Below are 19027 nucleotides of genomic sequence, written 5' to 3'. Positions count from 1 at the left end.
GCTGTGGCGCCGGGGCGTCAGTTATTCTTGAGATAGAACGGCTCGGGGAACAGTTTCTCGTGCACCCGCCCGTCGCGCCAGGACTGGAGCTTGCGCTGGATATACAGTTGCGGACTGAAACCGCGTCCGATCATGCGCGGGTTGAACATCACGTCGCGGTAATGACTTTGATGTTCGAGAACGGCCGCATCCACGTCCACATGCTCGTTGATCTTCAATTCGTGCGGATCAAATTTCACCGAGAACGCCTCGCCAATTCCCTTCGTCATTTTCGTATTGATGTCGGCGATGGCCTGGTAGCCAAACCGCCCGCCCTTGCTGAGCGCGTGCCGGGAGCCGTATTCCTGTGGGATGTTCAGCGAGAAACCATGTTGATAGACCTTCTGCACTTCGCCGCCATTGATTTCAGCTCCCGCCTGTCCCGCCATGTCCCGATAACCTGATGTCAGGTTCGCCACTTCCTTGTTCACGGCTGACTGGAACCGCTGCAGTTCGGCCATCGATGCAATCTGGCCGTTGACCTTCGCGTATAGCCCGTCCACATCGCCGGCATACAATTCACCTGTGTCCTTGCCTTCCTTGTCCACATGGCGCACGAGCCCATCCTCCTGCGTCTTCGCAAACACCTTCTCCGGCTTTGTCTGATAAAATTCATCGAGTCGCGCAAGGCGTGCGACAGCCTTGTCGCCGAACGATCGAATGCCGAGTTCCCATGTGCGGTTCGCCTGGTGTTCGCGATACATCACCCGGATATGCGCGGCGATCTCCATCGCCCCCAAACCAAGGTCGGTAAGCTTTCCATAGGATCGATCAATCATCCCCAGCTCATGCGCATTGTAGCCCTGCTGGTGCAGATGCGATCGATAGGCTTCGTAGGTAACACCCTTCGGGAGAAGGCCGGACGGATCGCGAAACGAAACCGGATTGTTCGCCAGGCCCGCGTAATGGTTGACACTGCCGCTGTAACCCAGCGGGTCCGGCTCAAGAAACATCCCCGAGTAGGGATCGTAGAACCGCGCCCGAAGATAAAACAGCCCGCTCTCATAATCGAAATACTGTCCCTGAAACAGCATTCGCGATCCGACATCACTTTGAGCCAGCCGAACGGGTGCAGTATCCAGCAGCGGCGCCGCCTGATAAAAGACGGCGCCCGCTGCCTGCGAGTTGGTCACCGTGATCGTCCAGGCAGCATTGGTGTTGCCCCATTCATCCATCACCGCCCCGGCGCTCACCACCAGTGTTACGCGCCCTGTCGCGTTCAGGCTCGGAGTGAATCGCAGCGCTGAAAAGGGCTCTGCCCCGCCATTCGCTTCCCACGTCACATCGCCCTCAATCACCGCGTTCGACTCGTCCCGAAGAGCAAACACGTCCTCCAGTTCAGAGGTTACCGCCACGAGCCCGCTTCCAGCCCCAGGATCGGCAAACTTTGGCTGGACCGGCTCGGAGAACGAAATCACCAGGGATCCGCCGGGACCCGCCTGGACGCGGTTGATGCCCGGCGCGAGTGTGTCCCGCCGCTCAATCTGGGGCTGCCCAAACGTGTCATACCAAACGCGTTCAACCACATTGCCGGCGGCGTCCGCAACCGCAACGACCGACATCGAGGCGTCAGTAAGGTAGTAGAACCGATGCAATGGGCCGTCGCTGGCAGTCCGTAAATCCGCCGCCACAGGCGCATCGCCACTTCCATAATAATACCGTGCAACCACCCGGGGCGGCGTGAACCTTCGGTCGTACTCCTCGATCAAACGCCCCGAACTATCGTGAACGAACGCTGAATCGCGGAGTACTGAACCGCCCTGGGAAACTTTGCTCGAGAAGCGCAGGCCTCCGGGTTGAAATTGATTTTCCACCACGACGCCGTCGGCGCGGCTCAATCGAGTCATCCTGCCCAACCCATCGTGCTCAACCGTCGCTGCGACAGGCTGCGCCGCGTTTGCGTTTGCAGGCCGCACCCACAACATCGCCGATGCCACATTTCCCTTGGGATCTGCAGCCCCGCGTACAAATCCATCCACGATGCCTGGAAGAAGGAAGTCATCGTGACTCGTCCAGTTTGTCGCAAACGGCGGAGCGCGCGGAGAGGAACCAGACAGCACGACGGTCGTCAAATAATCCAGCCCTGCAGCATGGTAATTATAACTCCGCCCATACAACGAAGGCCCCGATCCATCGACGTTCTCGAGCAGCACACCGATCTTCGCCTGCGCCACGCGTTCGCCGGCATCATATCCAAACACGTCTGCCTTTCCGCCCCGATGCAGGAACTGCCTCGCCTGGACGTTGTTGGCCGAGTCGTATTGATATCGCATGTGGGCCGCAACAGCCCCATTCCCCGTCCGGGCCACGCGGCTTCCGGTGAGGCGCCCGCGCAGATCAAATTGATTGATCACCTCCAGGGCGGATCCAATTTCCAGCATCTTCGGTTCAGCGTTCCCCTGCCACGAAACCGCGTTGATGATGTTCCCGTTGGTGTCCGATAAACCGGTCAGACGGCCGGTCCCATCCCGAATCTCTGTGACGACTGTTCCCGATGGATATGCGATGGTTTTGCGCGTGCCGTCCGGGTAATAGCCATACGACACGGTGAACTCGCGGCCGTCCTCGCTGAATCGCGCCGATAGGAGCGGACCTGCGGGATCATAATTGTAGTCCGCCTTGTGAGTGGCGCCCCCGGCAAGAGTGTACGACACCGTTCGGATTCGATCCATTGCGTCGAATGTGTATGCCTCCTCCAAACTGCGGCCCTGATACGTGAGCTTCCGTTCGGTCATGCGCCGTTGCAGGTCGTACTTCCTTGTCTCTGATCCGCCAGGAATCGAAAGCGTTCCCGGCATGCTGCGTGGATCGTAATCAGCAAACGAGGTGGCCGCATCATTCCGAAGCTCGCTGGATTTGATCCGAAACAGCGAATCGTAGTCGAACTTGAATCCCGCGGCGGGATCACCCTCATAAACCAATTGCCGTTGTGTATCGTGCCTGTAATGCACCTCCATGCCGTCGGCACGCCTCTTCCGTTGAAGTTCACCGAGGGCGGTATGCTCGAACGTGGCGCTGTTGCCGCGAGGATTGGTGATCTTCTTGTAGTTCCCGTCGGCGCGTGACTCGTACGAAAACTTAAGACCTGCGAGATCGCTGAGCGAGGTGCGTTGATCCAGGTCGTTCAAGCCATAGGTTTGAGAATAGGTCACTCCATCCTCCACACTATCCATTCTGAAAACCCGCCCGCTCTCATCGCGAACCAGGCTGATCCGCCGGTTCGGATCGGAATACTCGGTCACATTTCCAGAAGCGTTCCACTCTGTCCGCGCAACCATCCGCGGGCTCGTCACTTCATTGACCAATGGCGCATAGGAATAGGTGTACCGCGGCGAAATCACATTTCCCTGGACGTTCACCTCCTGATGCCGTCCGAGCGCGTCTATCGAAGGATATGACATCTGCCGCATTATCCCGAAAACCGGATCCGCCAGCAGATCGGATTGCACTTCGCCGCCGCGATAGAAGGAGCGCGTTTGGACGTAATCCTGCGCGCCTGTTTTCCTGACGACGGTCTTCGCACGGTCCAAACCGTCATAGGCATAGGTCCGCACGACCTCCCCGCCGTGCCGAACACTCAGCACATTATTATTCAGGTCGTATGCAAATGCCTCGACGTAATCGCCGAACGTGGATTCGACGACGTTGCCGCGGGCATCGTACCTGTAACTCTGAACAGTCCCGTTGGGATGAGTGATGGTCTCCACGCGTGAACGCGCATCCGGGGTGAACAATGTCGAGAACGAGCTGTTCGCGCCTTCAACCTCCACGCCGCTCACGGTCGTCGTTCTGAGAAAACCTTTCGCGTCAAACACGCGGCGCGTGACGAGCTGCTTTCCGTCGCCAACATCCTGGAAGGAATAAACCGCCCGCCCGATTTCATCGTAAGCCGTTCGCGTCACCAGGGGGCCGCGCGAAACCTCCACCGGCTGCATGCGATTGTTGTAAACGAAGGTCGTTGCAGTCCCAAGGGGCGGTCGTATCGAAGCTGGACGCCCCAACTGCGATGCCACGCTTCCGTCGTAGGTGTACGTGTAGGTGATTTCACCGGTGGTCTCCGACCGCACAAACCCCGTGCTGGCGTCATAGTCCGTTGTCTGCTCAACGCCGTCCTGATCCACGGTGCCCGTGACCTGCCCGAGCGAGTTGTAACTCATCGTTACTTCGCCATCACCATTGTAGTCGATGGCCTGCACGGAACGCTTGTCTGACGTCAGCGAGTAAGTGACTTCGAAACCATTGGCATCCACCTGCGCGCCGGATTGCTGGTTGTAAGATGCATCATACCGGAACGTTTTCGTGTAGCCCGTCCCGCCTCGCGGTCCAGGATCCACCGTTACCGACAACAGGTTTCCGCGCGATCGGAATACCGGGTTTTCACTGTCGTAACCCATCGTCTCCGTATTGCCTTCGGGATGCCGGATGAAGCGGGGCAGGCCGTCCACCGTGTTTAAGCGCTCCTGCTTCGCGGGCGGCGTGCCCGGACCGGCAATGGTTACGGACTTCAGGTTGCCGCGGTCGTCAAACGTGCGCTCCACCGATGTGCTGTCCCCGACCTGAACGGAACTGGTATCTGATCCCACCGTCTTCGCCGAATTATCCGGGGAGACTGTGATCTGCACATCGCCGTAATTTCCGGTTGTCGCTTGTGCCACGGGCTTGCCCGAACTGCCTGTAACATTGACTGCGGAAACCCAGGGTGTGCCATCCTCGGTTGCTGAGATGCTCGCCAGCCTGCAATTCGCGTAAGTGTAAACCGTCTGGCTTCGCCCCGAAAACCCGCCGTTCTCCCCTTCCACTTCCACGTCGAGTCGTTTGATCAGGAATCCCTGAGCATCGTACTCAAACAACACGTCGCGGCCCGCATGATCGCGCAGCCGGCAAATCAATCCTTCGTGGTACGAATTCGATGTGTTCTCATCCAGGCCAGCCGTGAAGTCCGGGTCGCTATCGCGTCTCCTGAAATGCCCAAACTCCACGTAGCGGGGCGCTGAAACAGACTTGTCATCGATCCTTACAAGCCAGCCGTTGCGATCATACTGCAGCTCGTGCCGGTTCTGTGGATACGCGTCAATGATCGTCTCAAGGCGGCCCGAAGGCGAATAGCGGTAGCGAACTCCGGCGGGCGTCAGCCGCTCAAATCGGCCATCCTTGAACTTCACCAGCAGGTTGAACAATCCCGGCTGGGGCAGATAGAAATCCGAAACGACGTTCGCGTAATTGAACTCGTTCACAAGCGGATCCTGTTCGTACTCTGGCGGCGTATTCGTTCCAACCCAGCGGAAATGCATCACCCGTCCCTGGCCGTCGTTGAACAACACATCCTGGCTGCCAGCAATATCGCTCAGGTCCTGGTTCTCCCGCACGACGAGCGGCAGTTGAAGTCCCTGCGGGAATGTCAGCGGATCCAGAATCGTCAGCCTCTGGTTGTAGTTGAAGTCCCATCCCACGCCGAACGGACCTTCATACGTGTCCTGGTTGCCGATCACCCGAAGAATGCCGATGGGCATTCGCGGACTGGGCACCGAGAGGTCCACGTCAGCCGTCCTTAATTCGCCACTGTGTGCCTGGATGGTTCCATACGTGTCCTCGAGCGGCGACGAACCTCCAGTCGGCGGCGGATTATTGCCAACGATATAATCACGATTGATCGTGTAGGCATTGGCGGAGCCGATTGGAAAAATCTGTTTCTTCCGGGGATCAATCCGCGCTGCAAACATTCCGATGACGGGTCCCGCATCGGGGTGCGTTGCCAGGCCGGGTTCAATAAACGCCCGCAACCCAGCGCCGCTGAACAGGATTTCACGATCGATCTGGCTTCTGAAGTGCGCCAGTTCGTCATCAGAGACCGTTTCCGTCACCAAGGCGAATGGCCTGGACAAATATCGATTGTAAAACGGGCTCTTGGGGTCGTGACTTAACCTCCACGCTGGCAAGGATCGGATGATCGCGCCGCACGACTCGCGCGGGCGCTGGCCGATCGCCTCCTGTGTCCCATCCGACACCGCGCGCACTGGCGCGAATCCCGCACCGGGATTCGACAGGGGACGCCCCGCGGGATTCAACGATTCCAATCCGAGTTCGATTCGAGATCCCGCTGTTCCCGGCGCCGTAACAAGAACGTAATAATGCAGCGCGCGATTCGGGGTCGGTTCCAAATCCGAAGTCAGAAACAATGTCGGCTCGTCACGCACTCGCGCCGGCGCCAGGTTAAACGCGGGGCGCATTCCCCCGAGCAGCTCAGCAAGCCCGTCATCCCCGACTGCCGCCAGCCCCGCTGGAACGGGCAACTGCGAGACGGATGGGAAACTCACAAACAGCATCTGGGGCGGCGATTGAACCACGGAAGCACGAGCGCCATCCGCAATGGCGCGAACGCCGTAATCGGTCGAGCCCACGCTGCGGCTGCCGGCACCCGCATTAGGGATCAGGCTTACAATGGAGGGATGCAACTGCCCTGACGGAGCGTTTGAATTTCCAAGTTCCAGCGGATTCAACAGGAGAATATTCCGGCTGCCCGCCACCTCGACCGATCCATCAACAAATGAAACAGATTGAATCGCCCCACCCAGCAAAGATTCCGGAATCGGAATGAGGCTGACCAGCCGCGGCTCCAGCGGAAATGAGACATTGATCACTGCCAGCTTCTGCGTCGCATCGAAGTCGGGCTGAAGCGAAACGAGGGCCGCAGCGATCGTTGTGCGGAAACCGCCCACATTGATGGGCAGGTTGGGGACAAGCGTCACCCATCGTGGATAGGCCGCCTTGTCGAACACATACATCCCGCTTACTGGATTGGGGATATCCATTGGGATCCCGCCACGCATCAACGTTCGATACATCGGCGGCAACGGCGGACCGTTGGCCTGCCCCTGCCCGCCCAACATCACGCCATTCCGAAGCGTAATTCCCACATCGGCGCCGCCCCGTGAAACTGAAAAATCGAGAATCTTCTGCGTGGTCCCCTGAAGCACCAGATTGTGCGCCTTGCCGTAAAACTCCACCGGGGCCGCATCTGGCAAGGGCAGCACTTCCTCCGCATCCACATAATCACCGTCCCCGTTCAAGTCCTTCCCGTCATGTTCCTCCTTGCGCTGCTGGGCCGTTGGAAAAGTGGAACGTTGCAATTGATCCGAGCCGAAACCGATCAGCATCTCCTGCAGTTTTACAAAGCCCAGCATCTGCACATCCTGCCCATACTCGTGATAAACCAGATACGGGGGAGCCCAGCGAATCTTGGTCACCGCGGAACTCACTCGAAAACTGACGATCGGCGACGCAAGAATTTCAGGCGAGGTCCCATCGCCCATTTTCAACACCCAAAGATATTGTCCGCGCACGCTCACCGTGGTTCCCAGGCCGCGATCAATCCGCGCATCCAGATCGCCACCGACAACAGCGACGACATCGCTTATCTCCGTTGGTGAATGAATGTTGCGCTTGAAGTGGTAGTGCGGCACCACCACGAGATCGCGCGGCTGGCCAATCAACCGCGTCCGGCTTAGCAACCGCGGCTGCAGCGGAATGCTGATGTCATAAGCATTCAAATGACTGTTCTGGGGATCATGGTCCAAGGCGTAAAGCCGGTTTCCAGAAATCACGGCGCCGCGCCCATCGGCAACGCCCGGAAGCTCCGCCTCCGCCGCCGCAGGGGTTCGGAATGTCATGGTGAAACTGTCGGCGTCCGAAGTTGCCGGGAGCTGATCGAGGGGCTGTGCAGCAAGGTCACGCACGGACTGACCCGAAATCGTGAGACGGTAGGATTCATTCGCCGTAAGGCCCGGATATTGAAGAATCAACGTTCTCTGGCTTGCCGTGATCCGCACGATGGGTGTCACGTCAGTACTGCCGCCGCTCAAAACAATTCCACTTAAATCGTTGGTGAGTGATGGGTCGATCGGCTTGTTGAAATGAATGATGACCTGGCCGTCCTCACCGACGAACCCGCTTTCCACTGGCTGTGTTTCCACAACCAATGGACCATGCACATCGTTCGTGTCGGGACGCGGAATGTCGCCACTGGGCATCACGGGCCTCGGCCCGGTAAAGGCGATCTGATACGGAATGAACGCTTCCTGGTTGAAGTTCTGTCCCTCAATCTTCACATGGAGTTTCGCCAGCACCGGTTTGTCCACGCTTAACGTTCCAGTCCACCGCGCATTGTTTCCGGTGGTGGTCTCGACAATGTTATTCAGCGAGTGCTGCACATTGGTTTCAGCCTGGCCCGTCAGCAGGTTCACTTCGCCGATGGAAAGGATTCTCACCCTGATCTTGGGCGCCGCGACGGGTTGCGACGCATTGATGATCAATTGCGCCGGATGACCCGCCGCCGGCTGCACAGGCACCGTCGCGATGGTGAACGTCGGGGGCGTTTCCGACTCTGCAGGCACCGTGAAAAAGAAGGTTTTGTATACTGCGCCCGCCAGACTGAGATCTCCCTGCTGGCCTGGAATCGTGGAAATCGGATTCACTGGCTGCGTCTGTGAACCGCGGAACCGCGGATGCGACGCAGTAACAAGGTAGTTGGCGCCAGCGGCCGGAGCCACGGTGAGGAAGTATCCATCCGCGCCGGTCGTGGCGTAGACCATTCCTGGAAACAACCTTCCCGGTTGTGGTTGCACCCCGCCGCCACTCAACCTCAGCGCGATGAATGCGCCGCTCAGCGGCTGCGAATTGACAATGGCCTGCTGGTGGAACGCCGTGTAGGTGACGCTTACAATGTTTTGCGCCGTTCCGATGGCCAGGCCGAAATCAAAAAATCCCATCGTCTGGGCCAGCTGGAACGGCACGTCCACGGTTCCCGATCCGGTCTGCAAGTTGGCAACCTGGTTGAACACGCCGGCCTGCTGCAGTCCCACCGCCATGTCATAAGGCAGTGCTGATACCTTCCCCTTCACGACGACCGGCCGAGGCCCAAACAACAACGGCACCAGCACCTGGTTGAAACCGATCTGCACGGGCAACGCCGACCGCCCGAGCGCGGGCATGATCACTCCGACCGCGGTATCGAGAAACCCGGCCGCAACCTGCTCGGCATCTCCATTGGCATTCAGGTGTCCCTTGCGCCTTTCCAGGCCATCCTCCTGGGTCTGCGGCGTGAACAACAATTGATCCAGGACTTCGAACGTCCTGATCTCATCCTGGTTTCGCACCAGTGCGATGACCGCCGCCACATTCGTTGCGGACGCTATTTCGTTGGTCGGAAAACCTGCGGCAATCAAATCCACTGGGAATCGCACCTGCACGGGCAGTTCAGGCAACGGGCCATCCACGTTCAAGGTCACTGCCGGGCCGGCGAGCACACCGGCCTCAGGTGTCACGCCGCCCAACGCTGCCTGGAGCTGCGCCGCCGTGAGCGTCTGGAGTTTCAATTTCGAACGCGTCGGCAGCGATTCCGGCTGGACGTAAACCCGCACGGGGCCTCCGTCGCTCACCGCTTCAAGAATTCCGCCACTGCGATACAATCCGACAAATCCGTTATCGAATTCCTGCCGGCTCACCGGCACATAAACCCGCGTCCCGTTCAGGTTGATGAACGTGGCGCTGACAAAATCCTCTTCCGCTCCGCTGATGACACTCGCGAAGCTTCCATCCGGACTGCTTAACACCGTGGTGGTTTCACCCGAACTTTCATTCACGAGAATGACCGGCACCTCAGGGTCCGCAGTTCCAGGAGTTCCGCGAACGACGATCGCCAGCGGGTCGGCGCCCGGCTCATAGGCAGGAATCTTAGCCAGCACTTCGGCGGGAACGTTGGTCGCTCCCGGCTCGTAAACAATGAGTTGCGCTGCTGGATCGCGCGTGCTCAATGGCACAGTCGTGAACGTGAATTCGGTCTGACCCTGCAAGCCGAGCCCTGTCGAGTCAGCAATGGTTTCCGCCAGCTTCACGCGATACACCACGTTCGGTTCCAACGAAACCGCGGGGCTCAGCGTGGCAATCGTGTTTTTCAGGTTCAGCGTCAAGGCAGCAGGCACCACGCTATTGTCAGCACCAACCAGTTGAATGGCATTCCCGATCACCGTTCCCGGATTGACAGGCTCGTTGAAGCGAATTACGACACTCACCACGCGCGGCACACGCACGGCATTGTGAACGGGAGTAATGGCGCTGACGCGCGGACCGCTCGGAGCCGCTGAAATGTCACGTAACACGACCGACCCTGCGCCACCCGCAACGATGTCTTCAAACCCGGCATCGCCGGTTGTCGGATCGAGAAGGCTCAACTCGTGCGGACCGCTTGGGCTGACCAGTTGAAACCGTCCGTTTACGTCGCTGATCGCGAGCCACGGCAGACCAGCAATGCGGACGGGCATCCCTGCCTGGATCTGACCCAGCCCGTTGCGCGCAATGCCTGCAACAATCCCCTGCGGCACTGCGACCTGGATCAGCACGAACTGTCCCGATCCACGCAAGCCCGGGAGGCGTTCGCCCGTTGCAGGTTCGAGGCTTTGAAGGCTTCCCGACCCATCGCTCTGCAATCGTTCGACCGGCTGCAAACCGTAAAACCCTGTTTCGCTCAGCAACCGCGCAAGCACAAACAGGCTGTTCGTGGGTGCGCCAGTGAGTTGTGTGCTCAAACTGTCGTTCAGTGTTGCGCGATCCACCGTCAGCTCGAATGCAGCAACGATGCTGCTGCCCTCAGTTATCAAATTGGTCAGCACGAATGAATCAAGGCGGCGCAACCGCAGCGCGCTGGGCCCCGTTAACTCGCCGGTTCCAGCAAGCAAACGCACGCCGCTGCTAACCACCAGCCCGCCGTGTTCGTTGAGAACCTGCCCTTCGAACGGTCCTTCCGGCAGCACATCCACACGGACGGTTGCCGCTTCCAATTGCTCAGGCCCAAAGAGAAGCAGCGGCCGCATGGGAAACGCAGCGTGAAGCGTGAAGGGGTCCTGGTCGCCAGGCCTCTGATAACCAACCACAAAATGCTCATACTGCGGGGTCAGTCGGATGCTGCCGTCGCTTAGCAGGTAATTCTCCGTGACTTCACAGCGAAGGAGATACCCGCTCGGAAGGCGGCGGGTTCCATGCTTCAAGGTCACATTCGCGAGCCCGGTCACCTCATCAGGCACGAGACTCGCCGGGCTTGACGCAGGAGTGACCGACCCTTCCGCGGTCAATCCCGCCAGATTGATTTCAGGAATGCTGCTGCCGCCGAGCGGCTGGCCTGCAACGGCTGGCGACGGCGCCACTTCGCCCGCGTCGGGAACGACCAGGGCATAAGCGCCGACATCCGGCAGCACAACGTTCACGGCATTCGTTCCGTTCCCGGGAACCGACTGCGCCGCGATCCAGCGCAGCTGGTTTTCATCCCATCGCACCAGCGTTGCCGACTCATTCGCACCTATCGTTGCAATCGGCCGCAGGCTCGCATTCAACGGTTTGATCAATGCGGTCGAGACCTCGATCCAGAATGCCCGCACTGGATTCCAGCCTAACGGCAGGAACGCGGGCAGGTTCTGGCCCGTCAGCGGTGTAATCGCAAGCGTCGCGTTCTGGTTCACTGCCCCAGCCGGGATCTGCACTTGAATTCCCGCCGTGATATTGCTGGCCGCCGCCGCCTGGACGGGCAGGATATTGAACAAATTCGTCGACCGGCGCGTGAGCCTGGGGTTGGGAATCACCTCGATCTTCTGCAACGAAAGAGTCCGTTGCCTCCACACAGGCAAATACCCGTCGCGGCTGAACTTCACGATATGAGTGCCAGGCCCCTGGCCAAATGACGCCACGCCTGAATCAGGATCCGTCTCCCTGATACCCGCGCCTGCAGGGCCTCCGATTTCCATTTTTACGGCCGGCAGCGGGCGTCCGATATCGTCGACAGACCGCGTCACCGCAAGCGCAGCAGGAATCACCGGCGCGCTGGCGTAGATCCGCGTGACCAGCCCAGGGTTGCCGCTTCCTCCCATGCCGAGCGTCAAGGTTCGCGGAGCCGATTTCTGGCCAGGCGCGAGACCGCTGGCGGTGAGATGACGTGAGAGGTCGTAGAATCCTTTTCCAACGGACGTGCCGTCAGGCTGCCGCGGGCCGGTGGTCCCTGTGAAGGCATCGACCAATAAAATGAGAGGACCCGCAAGCACCCGATCGGATTTGTTGCTGACCGTCGCCTCGACATTCCAGACGCCGAGCGCACGGTTCAGGCGCATCGACGTGAGATACACCGCGGCATCCGTGGTGACGTCTTCGAGAATGAGCGTGGCCTGCCCAATTGAGAATTCGCGCGTCTGAGCCTGTGCGGAAACACTCCCCACGCACATGTGAAACAACAACGCCAGCAGCAATCCCCGAATCGTCCAGCTTCGATTCAACCCGGGTCCCTTCGTTTGAAAATCGCCCTGCAGCAAACCCCGATCAATATCAGGCTGGCGCCTGCAGGTTCAGGAACCGGAATCGCCACGACGTCGTCGAACCATGCTGCGGAACCCATACTGTTGCCGTTGTTGAACAGGTCGAAATACAGGAACAGCGGCGCGCCGTGGAAATTGTCTGGAACCAAAAACTCGACACGCCACGACCTTCGTGTCGCCAGCATGGGAGCGTCGAGGGGATAGGCAATTTCTTCACGAACCAAATCTGAATCCGAAACCGGCACAGTCCCGTCTCCCCCAGGCGCCCACAGAACCGTGGCCGCATCAACCGTCACGATCGGCATGAAGGTGATGGACGTTTCATCCGACAAGGCGGCCGTCAGCGAATCGAGAAACTCCCCGGGCGTTTGGGTTTCATCCGTGGTGAAGCCAAAGAGAAACGAGATGCGTTCGATGGCCAGGCTTCCATCAGACACCGCAATCTGCGCGCTGATCAATGGCCCGCCACCAGTCGTATCAAGAACAGTCCGCCCCTGTCCGCATGCGGGTTGAACTTGAAAATGCGTGACTGCAAGAAAGCAGCAGAATGCAAAAAGGAAAGCCGGTCTGCCGCTGACACGCCGAAGTCCATTGAGCGATGGGCGGGCAGCGCTCGAGGTTCCTGCGAGGTTGAATCCCGCCACGTTTAAGATGGAGGCGATGCTGTTCAATGGATGCTACGGACCGTCCACACCCCGCGACTCTACCAATCTAATGTTAAGAATAAATACCTGATGGTACGTATGTTCCCTCGTATTTTTACGGATGGTGAAATGACGCCGCAGCGCGGAGAACAACATTCATTCGCGGGTGATTCCAGGCCTGCATTACGGCGCGAGCATCAAGACACGGAAATAGCGTTGGGGTTCCGCGACGTTCAAAACATTCGTCACGACAAAATTTCCCAGCAGGTTGAAATGGTTTGTTTGAATTCTCTGCCAGCCGCTTGTGGCCAGGTTGGTGGTGGTGGCGAGCGCATACGCGCCGTGTGCATTTCCTCCCAGGCCTTCGATCGTCACGGTGGAACCCGCAACCCGCGGCACGCAAAGGCTCAACTCGTCAGTAAGTCCGTTTCCCGTGAGTTGATAGCTTCCGGTCTGGTCTGCTGCCGCAGCATCGATGACCGCAGTGAAGATCCCGGTGTTGGTTGGAAAATAGTTCAACACGGCTGATGTCACATGACTCACGCTCGCCACTTGAACTCCGCTGGGGCCAAAGAGCCTGATGCGCGGAGTGAGCGCAGAACTGCCGGGAGCTTCGTTACACACGAGGGTTATCAACTGGCCGCGACAAGCACCAAAGCGCCAGACGTCCAGGTCGCCCAACTCAATCGTGCCTTCCTGCGAAGAGCCGGCAAGCAACCCGCCTTCGTCACCGCCGTGAATCACAAAGGGCGCCGGAATTCTCGCGTGGTTGATCCGATACTCCCCCGTGCCGTCCAAATAATAACTGTGGGCTACAACAGTAAAGATCCCGCTGTTGGTTGCGACGAAACTCAACCCTGCGTCGTTGTCGCTGCTGAGCGTGCCGAACGCCGTCGCAGACACTTCGCCCGAAGGACCGTAAACATCCATGCGCGGCCTGAATTGGGGCGCACCCATGCGCAGAAGCACCGTGTCCCCTGCCTGCGCCAGAAACGTCCAGGCATCGAGGTCCCCCAAACTGTTGGTGGCAAGATGCTGCGCGCCATTTGTCATGGATCCGCCTTCATCCCCGCCGCCCACGAAGATGGTGGCCGGAACACGCACGGCCGTCAGGGAGTAAGGGCTTGCGGCGTCATCGTAAACACTTTGCACGAGCACGGTAAAAACACCGCTGTTCGTGGAACGCACTGATAAATAGGCATCGTGGTCGCTGCTTACGGAACCGAAGTTCTCTCCCAGCAACTTTCCGGTCGGCCCGAACAAGCGCAGCCACGGCCTCAGGTTCGGAGCGCCCACACGGAGCACCAACTGATCGCCGGCCATCGCTGAAAAACTCCACACGTCCAGGTCCCCAAGAGTGTTCGTTCCCAGTGCCGCGACTCCGTTTGTCAGTTCGCCGCCCTCGTCCCCCGGCGAAACCACAAACACACCCGGCACTTTTGCAAGCGTCAGCGCGTAATCGCTTGTGTTGTCATCATAATAGCTTTGCAGCAGTACCCTGAACGTCCCCGCGTTCGTGGTCACAAAAGAAACGTTTGCATCGTTGGCGCCGCTGGCGGCGCCGAAACCTTGATCCTGCAATGCGCCGTTCGGCCCGATCACGGCAAGCCACGGCCGCATCGTCGGCGCGCCTGCACGAATCGACACGTTCTCACCCGCGTCCGCCGTGAATTCCCAAACGTCAATATCCCCGAGTTCAATGCTCCCCAAAGTCGTTGCACCATTAATCAACGGTCCGCTCTCATCTCCCGCTGCAACCATGATCTCGCCTCCTGACTTCGCCAGGTTGATGGTGTAGCCGCCCGCACCGTCGTCATAATAACTTTGGACGACTGCCGTGAACGTTCCGCCGTTGGTCGCGCGCACCATCAATGCCGCATCGTTCGCGGAACTCGTTGCGCCCGCGCTTTCAGCGACGGCGACGCCATTCGGCCCATACAACAGCACATACGGACGGAAACCTGGCGCGCCCACGCGAATGGCAATTGTGTCTCCCGCATCCGCATCGAGCCGCCACAAATCAAGATCGCCCAACGCAATTGCAGCCGCCGACGCAAAACCGTTCGTCAGTTCACCGCCCTGGTCGCCCGCCGAAACCACGAAATCGCCAGGAACGCGACCGAGCGTGATGGAATAGTCTCCGCTGGCGTTCCCATAAAAAGCGCTGAAGGAAACCGTGAAGATCCCTGAGTTCGTTGCGCGCAGGACCAGCAGCGCGTCGTTGGCGCTGCTGGACGCCCCGGCGGCTGCGCCGATTCGGATCCCGCCCGGATTGTAAACATCCAAACGCGGACGAAATGCCGGCGCGCCCGCACGCAACAGCAAGGCGTCACCTGCGTTGGCCGCAAACGTATAGGAGTTCGTGGTGTTTACGGCGAGAGCCCCCGCCTGGAGCACGCCGTTGGTCAGAACCTGCGCGTGCGCACCGCACAAAAAAAACGAGCCAACAACGCACACCGTCTTGATCGCCACATGAGTCCACTTCATCGATAAAACTTTCTTTGTGGGCTGTCGCCCGATTGCAAAAAGGCGTGGCGCCTGCGTTGATGCAGACGTCGACAAGTGGTGGGAACGGATTGCTTCTACTCCAGCGAGTCTCGAAAGTCCATAGCGATCAGCCCACAACTTTGATCATTGATATTGTCGATTCCAAACCGCGAACCCTCCTAAGCTGATTCAACATGAAACGGTTTCCGCAGGAACATGGCGCGGCGGCACTGATCCGGAACGCGTCATCGTTTCGTCCAAGACTGGCGGTCATGCTCGGCAGCGGCTTCGCTCAAGCCGCCACCCGCATGGCCATCGACGCAACGCTGCCATACGACCGCATCCCGGGTTTCCCCCGAACGCAGGTTCAAGGTCATCGCGGGAACCTGCACATCGGGCGATTGGGAGGAACTCCGATTCTCATATTGAGCGGACGCTCCCACTTCTATGAAGGGCATTCAATGGAAGAGATCACGTTCCCGATTCGAGTGCTGGCATGTTACGGAATCACCGACCTGCTGCTGACGAATGCGGCGGGCGGGATCAATCGAAATTTCCGGGCAGGCGATTTCATGTCCATCTGCGATCACATTAATTTCATGGGCGTGAATCCCCTTCGATCCAACATAGCGGAAACACCACCGCAGTTCCTGGACCTGAGCGCAGTTTATGACAGCAGACTTCGCAAGCTCCTGAAAACTGCAGCTTCCCGAGGTCGCGTTCTCCTGCGTGAGGGAATTTATCTGGCAGTAAGCGGACCCACTTATGAGACACCAGCGGAAATTGTGGCATTTCGACGGCTCGGCGCCGACGCAGTCGGCATGAGCACCGTGCCCGAAGCGATTGTGGCTCGCGCGTGCAACATCAGGGTTGCCGGACTTTCGTGCATCAGCAATCTCGCCGCAGGCATGACCCGCAACCCGATCAGCCACGACGAAGTTTTGGACATCGCATCTCTAAACCAGGCGCGCGCCTGCGCCTTGCTCGAGCAATTTGCGAAGCTCTACGGCCGCGGACCGCGCGCTTTGCGAACTACGAAGACCGTTGCCGCGATGAAGACAAAGACCGATGTGGACGGTTCCGGAACGGCTGCGATCGTTCCCACGTAAAAGTCATTCAGGTGAACCACTCCCTCGCCTCTCATCAACGCTTCAAGAAAGCCATCGGGGAGGGAAATGGTGCCCGAGTAAATCGTGGCGTAACGAATGGACGCGTTATCAATCAGGTAAGGATTGCCGTCTTCGTCGTACTGAAACGGCGGAGTCCAGGGCACGAATGGATTGCGATCCGCCACTGTGTAGCCACCATGCAGCGCCGCAGCGGTTCCTTGCCCAAGCGAAAATGACACGACGGTGCCATCGGCGATCAGCGCAGGCGCCAAGCCTTCGGACATTCCCGCGAAGCCCTGGAACAGCACCGCCATAAATTCCATTTCGTTCCCGCTGACACGACCCCAGAACCGGCCGGTACTGAGCTGCGCGCCGCCGTCGGGCGGGGTTGCCAGGCTTGCCTGGAACACTCCCTGCCCGTGGGCCGTCATTGCAAAAAGCGCGGCCGCGAGGCCGAATGAAGAAGCAGTAAACCGGAATGTAATTTTCATACTTTAGTTCGCAGAATTTTCACGAGTGGTGGGGCGTTCGACAAAAGCGTTCACGGCGGCGTTCCCTCGACTGAAATCTGGAACACCTGGGAAACACCTGACACGGAGGTTGCTGTCAAAATGAAGGTGCGGCTCGAGAACCCAGAGAGTGAAAGAGTCGCCACCAGCGGATTCTCACCCAAGAACGCCATGCCTATCGTCTGCGATGCATCGCCATTTGAAAAAGTCAGCTCGCTTCCTTGAGGCACGACGGTGGAATCGATTGCCACGACGAGGGTTTCGCCGGATACGAATGCCGGAACGGCAGGCTCTGGCCTCCCGGCATTCTCAGTCGGGGCCGAATCAGTCATTCCGCTTTGGATTGCAGGCTGCGCAGCGATCGGCCGGGATGTTGCATTCGTGCCTCGATCGAAATCGACAAAATCAACACCGGGATACTTTTCAGAAAGGGGAAGGTTTGATTCAAAAAGATCGGCGCCGGAATTCCAGCCAAGCTGGCGGGCAACTGCCAGCATCAACGCACGCTGCAATCCGGGTGAAAGGTTTGCGATTGCCGCGCCCTGGCCATTCGCGGACGTGCCGGAGGCGCGCACAAACCGGATGCGATTTGTTTCGCTGAGCGCTGACTGATGCCGGGCAAGCGCTTCGGACAAATACGCGACACGATTCTCGAGGGCTCTCACCTGCCACTGAAGCGCATCCGCGGCGTGCGATTGAGGCTCGTACGAAGAATGAGCGGCTTCATTGGCGGGCACCGCCGGCGCCGGGAGTTCATGATCATTGGAAGGAAACGATGAATTGGAAACGAGCGGAGTTTCCTTGGTGGACTGCGGCAAACCTAATTGCCGGGCGGGAGCATCGACCCACCATGCATAAAGAATCCATCCCAGCAGACACGCGCCCGCGGCCGCCCACCCGCTCTTCAAAAATTGAATCCAGCGTGCCGGCCGGGCGTGTTCGCAAGGTTGCTGTGCAATAGATTTCTCAATCCCTTTCCAGGCCGCCGACGGCGGCAGCTTCGGCGGTGCAGCCATTGCAGCGGCGACCGTTCCTTCCTCGAGATCATGCAGCAGCGAACGGAGCTCAGAGGACTCCGCCAATCGGGCTTCAAACTCCTGGCGCTGACCGGGTGTGAGTTCGCCCAGCACGTATAGCAATGCTTCGTCTTCCGAAGATTCAGGATTCATATTCCTTGAGCTTTTTGCGCAGCGCCAGCAAAGCGCGGCGGATCCGCGCTTTCACAGTTCCGAGCGGTTCGTTGAGAGCGCCCGCGATTTCTTCATGGGTCCACCCGCGATAAAACGCGAGCTGCAATGCACGCCCCTGTTCCTCCGGCAAGTGATTCAGGGCAGCGGCACAAGCCCGGGCCAGCTCATCCCGCTCAGCGGGCCGCGGCGTGTTGATCTCGATCTCCAAGGCAACAATCTCGCGTTCAAAAACGGCGCGATTGCGGTTCCGCCGTGAAGCGGCACGCAACCGGTCGCGAGCCAGTCCGTGTGCAAGCATGACCATCCAGGAAAGGGGCGATGAACGGCCTCCATCGTAGCGGTGCGCCCGTTTCCAAATCAGCACGAACGCATCCTGCAGCGTTTCCTGCGCATCGATCTCATTGTCCAGCATCCGCGCCAGCAACGAATAAATGAGTTTGCTGCGGCGCCGATACAACTCAGCCAGGGCATTCTCCTTTCCGTTTGCGACCTGCGTCAGGAGCCGTGCGTCCTCGCTCCATTCAGCCTCTGACGACGCCGCCGCGGATCGGTTTTCCGAAATGCCGGGCTCTTGATGTCGGATGCGTTCCACTCAGGGTATGCGTCGGTTTTCACGACTATATCCGCCGTCCCCTGCTGTTTGGATGCAGAAGTTTTTAAGGGAAGGAATCTTCTCCCGAAGCGAGCGGCCGCAATGGC

7 protein-coding genes are annotated in these 19027 nt (G+C 59.0%); 1 reads left to right on the top strand and 6 read right to left on the bottom strand.

Features of this window, described 5'->3' with window-relative positions; translation table 11 throughout:
• Nucleotides 1–17: 17 nt before the first annotated feature.
• From VEH04_17805 to VEH04_17795, 3 genes are all read right to left on the bottom strand, one after another.
• Entirely contained in the window at nucleotides 18–12350 is a 12333-nt protein-coding gene (locus VEH04_17805) for an Ig-like domain-containing protein (GenBank protein HYG24634.1), read from the bottom strand.
• On the bottom strand, nucleotides 12347–13060 hold the full coding sequence (locus tag VEH04_17800; GenBank protein HYG24633.1) for a hypothetical protein: 714 nt from the start codon (nucleotides 13058–13060) through the stop codon (nucleotides 12347–12349). The genes VEH04_17805 and VEH04_17800 overlap by 4 nt, the downstream gene beginning before the upstream one ends.
• Nucleotides 13061–13216: 156 nt before the next feature.
• Nucleotides 13217–15520 (bottom strand): hypothetical protein, encoded by a 2304-nt coding sequence (locus tag VEH04_17795; GenBank protein ID HYG24632.1) that lies wholly within the window; start codon nucleotides 15518–15520, stop codon nucleotides 13217–13219.
• Nucleotides 15521–15714: 194 nt separating this feature from the next.
• Here VEH04_17795 and VEH04_17790 point away from each other — a divergent pair, with 194 nt between their 5' ends.
• Nucleotides 15715–16629: a purine-nucleoside phosphorylase gene (locus tag VEH04_17790; GenBank protein HYG24631.1), complete on the top strand. Its 915-nt coding sequence runs from the start codon at nucleotides 15715–15717 to the stop codon at nucleotides 16627–16629.
• On the opposite strand, the gene VEH04_17785 is transcribed toward VEH04_17790, so the two are convergent.
• Genes VEH04_17785 through VEH04_17775 form a run of 3 tightly spaced genes read right to left on the bottom strand, consistent with a single transcriptional unit; the run spans nucleotide 16524 to nucleotide 18920 of the window.
• Entirely contained in the window at nucleotides 16524–17120 is a 597-nt protein-coding gene (locus VEH04_17785) for a hypothetical protein (GenBank protein ID HYG24630.1), read from the bottom strand. The genes VEH04_17790 and VEH04_17785 overlap by 106 nt on opposite strands.
• A 50-nt stretch (nucleotides 17121–17170) precedes the next feature.
• Nucleotides 17171–18307, bottom strand: coding sequence for a hypothetical protein (locus VEH04_17780; GenBank protein ID HYG24629.1), 1137 nt, complete (start codon nucleotides 18305–18307; stop codon nucleotides 17171–17173).
• The gene (locus VEH04_17775; protein ID HYG24628.1) at nucleotides 18297–18920 is read right to left on the bottom strand and encodes a sigma-70 family RNA polymerase sigma factor; all 624 of its coding nucleotides are present in this window, start codon (nucleotides 18918–18920) and stop codon (nucleotides 18297–18299) included. The genes VEH04_17780 and VEH04_17775 overlap by 11 nt, the downstream gene beginning before the upstream one ends.
• Between the last annotated feature and the right edge of the window lie 107 nt (nucleotides 18921–19027).

The organism is Verrucomicrobiia bacterium, assembly GCA_035629175.1.
Classification (GTDB): Bacteria; Verrucomicrobiota; Verrucomicrobiia; order Limisphaerales; family DASXHY01; genus DASXHY01.
This window is presented reverse-complemented; position numbering and strand designations above follow the sequence as displayed.